This window comes from Paenibacillus sp. CF095 (genome assembly GCF_900101225.1).
In the GTDB taxonomy this organism is placed as follows: domain Bacteria; phylum Bacillota; class Bacilli; order Paenibacillales; family Paenibacillaceae; genus Paenibacillus.
Genome location: NZ_FMZN01000002.1, coordinates 650,743 through 663,223, shown reverse-complemented (window position 1 = coordinate 663,223; position 12,481 = coordinate 650,743). Strand labels below are relative to the sequence as shown.

General features: G+C 46.4%; 11 protein-coding genes. All 11 read right to left on the bottom strand.

Features of this window, described 5'->3' with window-relative positions; genetic code table 11:
- Positions 1-141: 141 nt before the first annotated feature.
- The gene (locus tag BLS69_RS22175) at positions 142-879 is read right to left on the bottom strand and encodes a stage II sporulation protein SpoIIQ (protein ID WP_091036305.1); all 738 of its coding nucleotides are present in this window, start codon (positions 877-879) and stop codon (positions 142-144) included.
- Positions 880-1,922: 1,043 nt separating this feature from the next.
- Positions 1,923-3,263 carry a stage II sporulation protein D gene (gene spoIID, locus BLS69_RS22170; RefSeq protein WP_091036302.1) on the bottom strand — a complete coding sequence of 447 codons (1,341 nt, stop codon included), beginning with the start codon at positions 3,261-3,263 and terminating at the stop codon, positions 1,923-1,925.
- 469 nt (positions 3,264-3,732) lie between these two features.
- Positions 3,733-5,079 (bottom strand): UDP-N-acetylglucosamine 1-carboxyvinyltransferase, encoded by a 1,347-nt coding sequence (gene murA / locus BLS69_RS22165; protein WP_082762960.1) that lies wholly within the window; start codon positions 5,077-5,079, stop codon positions 3,733-3,735.
- Positions 5,080-5,600: 521 nt separating this feature from the next.
- Positions 5,601-5,858, bottom strand: a complete 258-nt coding sequence (locus BLS69_RS22160) for a DUF1146 family protein (protein WP_017691941.1) — start codon at positions 5,856-5,858, stop codon at positions 5,601-5,603.
- Positions 5,859-6,465: 607 nt separating this feature from the next.
- Positions 6,466-6,870 (bottom strand): F0F1 ATP synthase subunit epsilon, encoded by a 405-nt coding sequence (locus tag BLS69_RS22155; RefSeq protein ID WP_091036299.1) that lies wholly within the window; start codon positions 6,868-6,870, stop codon positions 6,466-6,468.
- 62 nt (positions 6,871-6,932) lie between these two features.
- Positions 6,933-8,336: a F0F1 ATP synthase subunit beta gene (atpD, locus tag BLS69_RS22150; RefSeq protein WP_047840699.1), complete on the bottom strand. Its 1,404-nt coding sequence runs from the start codon at positions 8,334-8,336 to the stop codon at positions 6,933-6,935.
- Positions 8,337-8,431: 95 nt separating this feature from the next.
- A complete protein-coding gene (gene atpG / locus BLS69_RS22145; protein ID WP_076209796.1) occupies positions 8,432-9,304 on the bottom strand; it encodes an ATP synthase F1 subunit gamma in 873 nt (290 codons plus the stop codon).
- A 209-nt stretch (positions 9,305-9,513) separates the two neighbouring features.
- Complete coding sequence (gene atpA, locus BLS69_RS22140; RefSeq protein ID WP_047840700.1) at positions 9,514-11,028, bottom strand: F0F1 ATP synthase subunit alpha; 1,515 nt, start codon at positions 11,026-11,028, stop codon at positions 9,514-9,516.
- 16 nt (positions 11,029-11,044) lie between these two features.
- Entirely contained in the window at positions 11,045-11,593 is a 549-nt protein-coding gene (locus BLS69_RS22135) for a F0F1 ATP synthase subunit delta (protein ID WP_091036296.1), read from the bottom strand.
- Complete coding sequence (gene atpF, locus BLS69_RS22130; RefSeq protein WP_036612568.1) at positions 11,590-12,078, bottom strand: F0F1 ATP synthase subunit B; 489 nt, start codon at positions 12,076-12,078, stop codon at positions 11,590-11,592. Before atpF ends, BLS69_RS22135 begins: the two co-directional genes overlap by 4 nt.
- A gap of 113 nt (positions 12,079-12,191) precedes the next feature.
- Positions 12,192-12,416, bottom strand: a complete 225-nt coding sequence (atpE, locus tag BLS69_RS22125) for a F0F1 ATP synthase subunit C (RefSeq protein WP_017691934.1) — start codon at positions 12,414-12,416, stop codon at positions 12,192-12,194.
- Positions 12,417-12,481 lie beyond the last annotated feature (65 nt).

Below are 12,481 nucleotides of genomic sequence, written 5' to 3'. Positions count from 1 at the left end.
TGGTACATTATATGAGGAGCATGCCTATATATTCGCGGTTTAGAGGTGTGACAAGCTTCGAAGGTCCCATTATTTTCTGAAAAGCACAAAAAGAGCAGAGGTTCAACCCTCTGCCCATCATGTTACTGCGGTAAAATTCATTTATTTTTCCGGAAGATATCCTTGCGGGTTAACCGGCTGTCCGTCTTCGTACACTTCAAAGTGAAGGTGGTTGCCAAGCGTTTTACCCAATTCATTGACACCAGCGGATGCAATCGCATCTCCCTGTTTCACTTCGTCGTCCTGTTTCACTTTGACGTCCGCCAGGCTTTGGTATACCGTTTTCAGGTTATCGCTGTGTGTGATTTCCACAACTTGACCTGTGAGCGGATTTTGCTCAACCCGGGTAACTTTACCGGCAAGCGCTGCTTTGACTTCAAACGTTTTGTTATCCCCACGTGCCAAATCCACACCCGTGTTCGGGATGAATGTATCATTGTACTGCACCATTGCCGCTTCATGTTCCTCGGTTGAAGCTTCGCTATCATAGAAAGGTTTTACTACCGAAATTTCGGACGGTACCGCTACCGGCCATACAAAATTCTCCGACTTTGCAACAACTTCCACACTTTCTTCTTCGCCTACTGCTGTTCCTTCTGTACCCACCGATGCGCCTGTTTCTACTGCTTCTTTAGCAGAGTCCGGGTTCATAGCTTTGTCGCCTGTTCCCTGATAGACCCACACTAAGGTTAGTATAATACCTGCTGCTGCGATGTAGGCTGCCGGGAAGACCCAGCGTTTGGACATTGCTCTTTTCCATGAAGAGGGCTGACTAGCCGGTACTCCTTGAGTTGTTTTAGGAGTTTCTTCTTGGTTTGTTTTTTTGTTTTGTTCATTCATGTTAATCACCTCAGTAACAAGTGTTACCGGGTGCAACTCTTTTATACACGCGCGACTCTAATTATTTTCACGGAGGTTTCAGAGAGTGCTATATATGTGAGGGGTGAGTGGTTAGTGCGTGCGCCGCTTCGGGGCCAGAAAACCTTTCGACCGGCTTTTACTACCAGATTTCTTCTATCACCTTCTTCAAAGGTGAAATCCGGTAGTAAAGGCGGACACTTTGTTTCTACAGGTCTTTTCTGTCCCCTGCGCTCCCCATACGCTAGCACTCTCCGCATATATAGCCAAATCTCGAAAGCTCCGGAATGGGTGTTGGTAGACTGGTCCGGATTGGCTGTAGAGGCCAATCCTTCTATGAAGTGCATTTATCGGTGAGAGCGAAATGATATAGGATGTGACTGGATAATACAGATTTAAGGTGCTCTAGGTTCGTTAAAGTGTGATGTGAGATTAGAGATAGACAAGGCGCGCCACTACTGACTGTTCCATCTAAACATACTGATTTAGAAAAGGCTGGATCTTGATTGGTTACAGTATAGTCTGAAATTCCTTAGTAGATTGGGGACATAAATCAAATTTGTAAGCTTATAACTTGGAAATTTGATTTCATCGTTCTGGTTCTATTTTGGTTTTGGTTCAGCTTGCTTATTGCGGAATGAGCATCTAGTGAATGACAGCACCCTCAATTTGGCTAATGATTAGATAATAAAATATTTCTAACGAACTCAGGCGGCCTTATTGGCGGGGAAATCTCAGCTTAGGAATTCTAATGAACCGTAGACACGCTAATCACTCTTTTGGGCGCTATTATCGGATCAGTTCGGTGGTATACCCTGATATAACGTGTCTGAGATTCGTTAGAATTTCCATTCGTTGTGATAACGCCCAATAAGGTCTCTCAGATTCGTTAGCGCGCCAATGGTATATGGGAAGACTGATGAGTACCAAACCTAAACTGCTCTCATTCCCATACTTTTGCACACATTCGCACATATTCCTACCCATTCGAATTATTTCGCTTTATCCATCCGTGTTCATCTCGCCTACTTCGATGCAAGCATCTTGGATGCCTGTCCGAATGAAATGCCGGTATAGTAGTGTTTGAGAATCTGGGTGGCCGTGTGTCCCTCCTGCGCCATGCCGTTTGCTCCCCATTGGCTCATGCCCACCCCATGCCCATACCCGAACGTTGTAATCTGGACCTCATCACCTGTGGTCTTCCAACTGAACTGACTGGATCTTAATCCAAGCAACTTACGGACCTCGGGTCCGCTGAATGTTTCACCTGCGATCTGCATTTCCTTAATCCGATGCCCTTTGGTTGTAGACAATACTTCCATCCACGATCCACCCTTCTGAGTGGTAACCGGAATGGCATCCAAGTTTAACTTCTGCAGAATCTCATTACGCTTCATGGTAACGGTTTGCTTGTAGCCTGGTGCCAGATTTTTGTCCCACGGACTATCTACACTTTGCAGATACGGTACAGCGTTACCCCATACATCCTCCGCATTCTCGGTATACCCATTACTTGTGGAAAAAAAGGATGCAGTGATTGCCTTGCCCTGATAGGTCATCACCGTATCTCGACTTTCGCGTACAGCCTGTTGCAGCTTCTCCCATTCCTTCGCCTTCCCTAGACGCGTCCAATCCGCTTTCACCTGATCTGGCGGAATAAACACCTGATGGCTGACCGTATCCGTCACATCCGCCGCACCTGATGGAACACCGCTTGTATCACTAGCAGCAAGTCTTCGCACGATAAATGTGCGAGCTGCTATCGCCTGCGCCTTTAACGCCTCCAGTCTGAATTCAGCCGGCATCTCGGCTGCCACAACCCCGGTAACATAGTCTTCCAGTGGCAGATTCATCGTTGTCCCTGTTGCAGACAGGTATACGCGCACTTGGGGTTCAGGGTAGGTGACAGGAACGGCTGGCACAGGAGCTGGGGTTTTTGTACTGCTGGCATCTGTTGGAGCAGGGATCGGCTTAGGTGATTCGCTTGTCCGCGGCCATACCAAAATTACTGGTATCAGCAGTGCCATGGCCAATAAGGCAGATACAGCGGCAGCAGGTTGCCATCGCGTCGTATTTCGTCCCCATCGGGGTTTTCGTCCAAATGTACGCATTCGACGACGCTTCACACGGCGGAACTGGTCCAGCTCAATAACAGGTATATGAATATGCTCGGTTGTCTTTCGGTTCAGTTCATCTGTCGACACCCGTCCTGGATTGGATAATCTTGCAGGCTGTGATGGAACAGTCCTCAGGTTCGATGGGGCAGGCTTGTCTTTTTCCACTTTAGAAACGGTATTTCCCTCCGGCTCTTGCATACCTGGACGAGGGACAAGGGGTACCTTTACCTGTACACGAGCTTCTTTCATTCGAATATAACCCTCCGTTATCTATGGCCGGTCATGTGCCGGTCGTGTTGTTCAAATCCATAGTTTAGGTTATGAGCTGGCTTGATCTGATAGAACCTAATTTAAGAGAAACGAGGCCCTATTCGTTCTGTTTAATTTCCTGTTTTCTTTTGCTATGTACCTCTTAGAAACGTTGATCTGTCGCTGAATACCGGTGTTTAGCTGGATCCGACACCCTATATAAAGTTCGCTCTTTCATTTGGTTCAGAATCGATACAGAATACGATGTTATGCTATACAAGTTAGGACCAGCTATTAATAGAATCAGGTATCAAATATCTCGTTGTCTTCTTAAAAGTAAACACAAAAAAAGCCAAGCCAGATGGCTTAGCTTTATCATTTTTTACAATATACGTTCCTTCGCATTCATAATCCACACAACTGTGTGACTCATCATAGGGGGACCATATTTTTTCTATTCAAACCAGTGTTAAGCCAAAGTTGGTTGCACCTTAAACATCGGTACTTCTTTCTCCACTTTTTCACTAGGTGCTTTGGTTGCTTCAAGCTTAGGCTCATCAACAGAGATCCGATAGATGTCAGCGCCAAGTCCGTTAAGCTTCTCAGCGAGATGTACATAGCCACGGTCGATGTGATGAACACCGCCCACTTCCGTTGTACCTTCAGCAACAAGACCTGCAATAATGAGTGCGGCACCCGCACGCAAATCGGTAGCCGTTACTTTGGCACCCTTCAGTTTGGCATTACCTGTGATGATGGACGAACGTCCTTCAACTTTGATCTCCGCATTCATCAATTGGAATTCATCCACATGCATGAATCGGTTTTCAAAAACAGTCTCTGTCACGACACTTGTTCCTTCAGATGCGAGCAAGAGTGCCATCATCTGGGATTGCATATCTGTCGGGAAGCCTGGGTATGGTAATGTTTTCACATCCACAGCCTTAAGAGGACGATCTGCGATTACACGCACGCCATTCTCATCCGGTTGGATTGTTACACCCATCTCTTCAAGCTTCGCGATAACGGAGCCTAAATGATCCGAGATTGCACCTTCAATGTACACGTCACCACCAGAGATTGCAGCAGCAGCCATATACGTACCAGCTTCTACCCGATCCGGAATAACTGTGTGTGTAACGCCTGTAAGTTTCTCCACACCTTCAATGCGGATCACTCCAGTCCCAGCACCACGTACGATGGCACCCATTCCATTCAGGAAGTTGGCAAGATCCACAATCTCAGGTTCTTTTGCCGCGTTCTCCAGAACAGTTACACCTTCGGCCAATGTTGCAGCCATCATAATATTTTGAGTGGCACCTACGGAAGCCACATCCAGATAAATTTTCGCGCCACGCAACCGTCCTTGGCTACGAGCTTCGATATAACCTTGGCCCAAGCTGATCTCTGCGCCCATGGCTTCAAAACCTTTCAAATGCTGATCAATAGGCCGTGTACCGATGGCACATCCACCAGGAAGTGAGATTCTTGTATGACCCATTCGAGTCAACAAAGGCCCCATGACCAGGAAAGACGCCCGCATTTTACTTACCCATTCATACGGGGCTTCACAGGAAGTAAGTTTCTCCGCATTTACGGTAATCACTTCGTCCCGGTATGTAACTCCCGCTCCCAGCGATTCCAACACCTTGTTAATCGTCATCACATCGTCTAGAGGAGGCGCGTCAATAATAACGCTTTGTCCTTCTTCCCCTAAGAGAGAGGCAGCGATGATCGGAAGAACAGAATTTTTAGCGCCGCTAACTTTGACACTTCCGGTCAACCTTTTGCCACCGCGGACGATAAATTTGCTCATCATGGTTCCCTCCGCGCTTTTATTCCCTTTTCTTCATTCCGGAATACGTAAGCCCCACTATGCTAGAAAGGACTGTTGCTGTGTGTGGAATTTCGACATATTCTGGCATATTGCCACAGATGTCTGTTCAGAAAAGAATTGGTTTTTATAATCCATATCAATGATACCATGTGCCGTGCATCTTGCTATTCAGCATGTAAAATGAGTGTCTTACAAGCCAGCAGAGCATCAGAACAGACAGAGTGGGATGGTTATTAGCCGGCATGAACCGGATATCCCGTTTATAACTACAAAATAAGTGAACAATTGTGAATTCCCTAACTTCCATCATAACATTGTTGAATTGTACGATACAAGCATTTTTACATAAAACATCTCAAATTCATCCAATTTTACGTCACATTTTTTTCTTAATTTCTTTACCGACAACTCATACTCTAATTGTTAACACAATTAATCGATGTTATTCGACAATGAGCAGCTTGAAGAACCTAACAGATGATTAACCAACCATCTCAACATTAAAACAAATTACGCAACATTTGAGTCCAGGACAAGTAGTCAATGACAAAGCCAGCAACGGCATGCCCCAAAATGATGGCGAGCAACAAATGCAACAGTCTTCCCTGAGCACCTCGTGGTTGCCTGATGATTAAATCCAGTTTGAGATTGGTCAAAGCCCACCAAGACAATGCTATACATAACAGGGAGACGATGATTGAGACCAAGCCATTGGTGCTTAACGCCTGGTTCACCTGATTCGTCAGATCAGTATCCATATATTCTTTACCTCCACATTTGTTGCAGCGATCAGCATATCATATGCCCGGCACCCATAACTTGTTAGTATACTGGAATGTCTTGAGCACAACATACTGAGCGTACTGTCAGATTTACTCCTGCCAGGCAGGAATCTCCTGATGCCCAATCACCGAGCAGCAACAATGCGGCTGTGCATGACTATGGAATCTACTACGCAGCTTCCTGCTTCTGCTGACTCTATGGAATATAGGCTCTTTCATCATACATTGTCAATTACATTGATTTCCACTTCTAAAATATTTTAATTTTAAAATGCCGGGATTTTGTGACTAAAACGACATAAAAGAGCGCTATTTCGATATCGATTCTGTCATTTCCTCGGAAATAATTTATATTTATTCATGAAAAAAATGGTTCTCTTAGTGGTAAATGCGCCCACTACTTTAGTCCTACATTCTATTCAAATCCTCATCATCGGTGAATAATTTGCTTAAAATACTTCTGTTTACTGAAGGGATAGGATGGAATTTGTTGTCAGCCTTTTTGATATGTTCGATAAAACAATTCTATCAAACAAACTCAAAAAAGCCCGGCAGACTAAGCCGCCGGGCTTCCAAGAATCGTTTATTTGCCGAACACATTAATCCGGTTAACCGCTTTTTGCAGCGCAATCTCTGCACGACGGTGATCAAAGTGGTCCTGATTGCTTTGGCTTGCAAGCCGACGTTCTGCCCGCTCTTTCGCCGCACGCGCACGATCCACATCAATGTTTTCCGGGAATTCAGCACTCTCTGCGAGTACAACAACCTTATCTTTACGTACTTCAATAAACCCGCCACCGATAGCAACTCGTTTATTTTCTTTTCCGTTATGGATATAGATCGGTGCAATCTGCAAAGGTGTAACCATAGGAATATGACCGGGCAGAATGCCCAGTTCCCCTTCAATACCACGAGCCGTAATGCTATTCACCTGTTCTGAATAGACCAAACGCTCAGGTGTTACGATTTCCAACAAAAAGGTGCTCAATTCCATCCCTCCTGAAATATCCGAAGGATAGCCCGCTTCATAAGGACAATCCTGGATTCAGACTAAACCAGTGTTTTGGCTTTCTCCACTGCCTCTTCAATTGTACCAACAAAGAGGAAAGCTGCTTCCGGAAGATCATCATACTTACCTTCGAGAATCTCTTTAAAGCTGCGCACCGTTTCTTTAACTGGAACGTATTTACCCGGAATACCGTTAAATGCTTCAGCAACGTGGAAAGGCTGGGACAAGAAACGTTGGATTTTACGAGCACGGTATACAAGCGCTCTGTCTTCTTCACTCAACTCGTCCATACCCAGGATTGCAATGATATCTTGCAATTCATTGTAACGTGCCAAGATGCGTTTAACGCCTTGAGCTACGCTGTAGTGTTCTTCACCTACAACTTCAGGGGACAAGATCCGGGAGCTGGAAGCCAGTGGATCTACCGCAGGGTAGATACCCATCTCGGAAATTTTACGCTCCAAGTTCGTCGTTGCATCCAAGTGAGCAAACGTCGTTGCAGGAGCCGGGTCAGTGTAGTCATCCGCAGGCACATAGATGGCCTGGATGGATGTTACAGAACCTTTTTTCGTTGATGTGATACGTTCTTGCAGCTGACCCATTTCTGTTGCCAGTGTAGGTTGGTAACCTACCGCGGAAGGCATACGTCCAAGCAAGGCAGATACTTCTGAACCCGCTTGGGTGAAACGGAAGATATTATCGATAAAGAGCAACACGTCACGGCCTTCTTCATCACGGAAGTATTCCGCCATCGTCAGACCTGTGAGGGCTACACGAAGACGTGCGCCTGGAGGCTCGTTCATTTGTCCGAAGACCATTGCTGTTTTGTTGATAACGCCGGAATCACTCATCTCGTGATACAAGTCATTACCTTCACGTGTACGCTCACCAACACCCGCAAATACGGAGATACCGCCGTGCTCTTGTGCGATGTTGTTGATCAATTCTTGAATGGTTACCGTCTTACCTACACCGGCACCACCGAAGAGACCGATTTTACCACCTTTAGCGTAAGGAGCGAGCAAGTCGATAACTTTGATTCCTGTCTCCAGCATCTCTGCTTGGGTAGTCAGTTCATCAAACGCAGGTGCTGAACGGTGAATCGGGTTCTTGTGCTCAGCAGCTACGGCACCGCCAGTATCAATTGCTTCGCCGAGTACGTTAAATACACGACCCAGTGTTGCTTCTCCAACGGGTACAGAGATTGGTGCTCCTGTATCTAAAGCTTCCATACCACGAACAAGTCCATCCGTGGAGGACATCGCAATACAACGTACTCGGTTGTCACCCAGATGTTTCGAAGCTTCGAGTGTAAGGTTTACACTAACGCCGCTCTCACTTACTGTAGTGATCGTAATGGCATTGAGGATTTCCGGCAGACCGCCGCGATCAAACTCGACGTCAACAACCGGACCCATGATGCTCACAACGCGTCCTTTGTTCATCTTAACGTTCCCCTCCTACAAGCCTGCTACTTTTGCAAAAATAATGTACCGTTCGTTTATCTTTGCTCTGCAAGCCTTCATTAATAAAAAAACGGTTAGCCTTGTGCTGCGTTGGCACCTGCCACAATTTCCGTAATCTCCTGCGTAATCGCCGCTTGACGGGCACGGTTGTATGTCAATGACAAGTCGTTAATGAGTTTGGATGCATTTTTGGTTGCATTACCCATTGCCGTCATTTTCGCGCCGAGCTCACTTGCCTTACCGTTCAGAAGTGCACCATAGATCAGCGTTTCCGCGTAACGCGGAAGCAAAACCTCCAGTACAGCCTCAGCAGACGGCTCGTATTCGTAGCTTGCCGTTGGTCCTTCCGCAGCAGTTACCTCAGGTGTTTCCATCGGAAGAAGTTTTTCTACCGTAGGAATCTGGGTCAACGCATTCACAAAGCGGTTATAACAAATGTACAATTCATCAAATTCAGCCAGTTCAAACCCATGAACAGCTTCGTGTGCGATGGATTTGATGTCTGCAAATGAAGGCGAATCCGACAGATCCGTTGTTGTGGATGCCATCGCCATCTCACGACGTCTGAAGTAATCGCGTCCTTTACGTCCAATGACGAACAATTCGTAGTCATCTTGGGAGTTGTGGCGCTCTTTGAGCGTCTGATTAACCTGACGCAAAACGTTCGCATTGTATCCACCTGCAAGACCACGGTCCGATGTAATGATCAGGTAAGCTGTCTTTTTGACCGGACGGCTCTCCAGCATCGGATGCTGTATCCCTTGCGTGCTTGATGCAATACTAGCTACAACTTCTTTCAGTTTCTCCGAATAAGGACGGGCTGCTTCCGCTTTTTCCTGCGCTTTACGCAGTTTTGCAGCAGCTACCATCTCCATTGCTTTGGTGATCTGCTTGGTGCTTTGTACGCTTTTAATTTGCCGCTTAATTTCGCGCATGCCTTTTGCCATGATTTCACCACCTTAAAGTTTTGACAAAGTCAAAACTACATCGTAAGCACAACCCTACTTTGACGGAGTCAAAGTTACTTCGTAAGCATCACCACTAGTTTTGACAAAGTCAAAACTACATCGTAAGCATCATCTTTTTTGACAGAGTCAAAGTATTACATGCAGACATGCGGAATCGGTTAGACAACTCCGCACCTGCAATCATTTATTTAGACAGAGACAGCAAAGCTCTTTCTGAACTTCTCAATTGCACCTTTCAGTGCATTTTCGTTGTCTGCAGTCAATTCTTTAGTATCACGGATGGATGCAAGAATCTCCGGATGGCTGCTCTCCATGAACGCGAGGAACTCACGCTCGAAACGAGTAACATCACCTGTTGGAATCTCATCCAGGAATCCTTTAACCGCAGTGTACAAGCTGACAACCTGTTGTTCTACAGGCAGTGGCTGGTTAACACCTTGCTTCAGGATTTCCATCATACGCGCACCACGATTCAGGCGGGCCTGAGTCGCTTTATCCAGATCGGAACCGAACTGGGAGAACGCTTGAAGCTCACGATATTGAGCGAGGTCGAGACGCAGGGAACCTGCAACCTTTTTCATCGCTTTGATCTGAGCAGAACCACCGACACGAGATACGGAAATACCTACGTTGATCGCCGGGCGTTGTCCAGCATTGAACAAGTCAGCTTCCAAGAAGATTTGTCCGTCCGTGATGGAGATTACGTTCGTTGGAATGTATGCAGATACGTCGGAAGCTTGTGTTTCAATGAACGGAAGTGCGGTTAAAGAACCACCACCAAGTTCATCATTCAGCTTCGCAGCACGCTCCAGCAAACGGGAGTGCAGGTAGAAGACGTCACCCGGATAAGCCTCACGGCCCGGTGGACGACGAAGCAACAAGGAAAGCTCACGGTATGCAGAGGCTTGTTTGGTCAAGTCATCATAGATGACCAGAACGTGCTCGCCTTTGTACATGAAGTACTCACCCATCGAACAACCGGAATACGGTGCGATGTACAAGAGTGGTGATGGATCAGAAGCTGCTGCAGTTACAACGATTGTGTACTCCATTGCGCCTTTACGACGAAGAGTTTCCACAACTTGAGCAACCGTAGACTGTTTCTGACCAATAGCCACATAGATACACTTCATGCCGCTACCTTTTTGGTTCAGGATCGCATCAATCGCGATTGATGTTTTACCTGTTTGACGGTCACCGATGATCAACTCACGTTGTCCACGACCGATTGGAACCATTGCATCAATGGCTTTGATCCCTGTTTGCATCGGCTCATGAACCGATTTACGATCCATTACACCTGGTGCTTTACCTTCAACTGGACGGAATTCCGTTGTAGCGATTGGCCCTTTGCCATCTACAGGAATACCGAGCGGGTTCACAACGCGTCCAATCAATGCTTCGCCTACAGGCACTTGCATGATTTGACCAGTACGTTTCACTTGGTCACCTTCACGAATATCGTAGTAAGGTCCCAGGATAACGACACCGACATTGCTTTCTTCTACGTTCATGGCGAGTCCCATAACACCGCTTGGGAATTCAACCAACTCGTTGGACATGACGTTCTCAAGTCCATAAACACGAGCGATACCATCACCAACCTCGATTACCGTTCCGACTTCGACTACATCGATATCGGTCTTGTATTGTTCGATTTGGCTCTTAATTAATGTACTGATTTCTTCTGGTTTGATACTCAAGTGTCCTCACCCCAATCTACTGTACTCGTCTGTTAAAAGACTGCTCAAGACGTTCGAGCTTGCCAGCCAAGCTGCCGTCATAGATCGTATCGCCAATGGCGACTTTCAATCCGCCCAGCAGAGTCGGATCAACAATGTTCTCGATACGAATCTTTTTATTCACACGGCCACCGAATTCACGGGCTACCGCTTCTTTTTCTTCATCATTCAACGCATAAGTTGAGTAGACACGTGCATCAGCGATGCCCAGCGACTCACCTTGGATCTTCCGATAATCATTCAGCAAGTCTCCCAGCAATTCAACGCGTCCGCGTTCAATTAACAACAAGACTGTACGAAGGACAGAATCGGATACCTTGCCATCAAGACTTGAGTGAATCACCTTCTGTTTGGCTTCATCAGAAATATTAGGGGATACGATAAATTTCTCGATATCTGCATCTCCCGTCAATGCACTGACTACTGCAACCAGTTCCTGTTCAACCTCAAGCACCTGCTGTTGCTGAAGAGCAACTTCGAACAATGCTTTCGCATAACGCTTGGCAACAATCGTATCGCGGCTCATTGTCGGCCTCCTACCTCATTGAGGTATTGGTTCACAAGCTCTTCTTGTGCAGGACCGTTCTCAACTTCTTTTTTGATCAACTTGGATGCAATCTGAACGGAAGCTGTACCCAGTTCGCTGCGAAGTGCTGCGACTGCTTTGTTCTTCTCGCTCTCGATTTCGCGTACTGCATCGTCTTTCAGACGATTAGCTTCAGCTTTTGCATCAGCCAAAATCGATTCAGCTTGTTTGCCACCTGTTTGTTTGGATTGTTCAATGATGTCGTAAGCATCTTGACGAGCCTGCTCAAGAGCTTGTTTTTGTTCCTCCACATAGGCAATGGCCTGTTCCCGAGTCTGTGCAGCCTCATTCATCTGCGTCATCACGAGTTCACGACGTTTTTCCATAATGGAGAACAAAGGCCCGAAGGCATAACGGCTAAGCAGCCAATATAAAATTGCAAATGCAACAATCGCAAGAAGCGTATTTTCCCATATGAAACTCAATCTGTTCACTCCTTCCTGGAGGTATCCTTGAAACGTCATCCGTTAGAACGGACATTACCTAAAAAGAAGGCGCGGATGGCTATGGCCTTCCCCGCCAAACCTTTAAAATTTAATTAAGCCATACCGTAGAACATGAACGCGAGTACCACACCGATGATCGGCAATACCTCGATCAAACCTACACCGATAAACATTGTTGTTTGAAGAGTGGATTTTGCTTCCGGTTGACGGGCAATACCTTCCACCGTTTTGCTGATTACCATACCGTTACCAATACCTGCGCCAAACGCGCCCAGTCCTGCAACAATTGCTGCTGCGATTAATGCCATTGCTCCCATTTGTATATCCTCCTTAAAATGATAAATCGAATTTTTTATTGTTCAGCCTGGTGAAGAAATCTTCG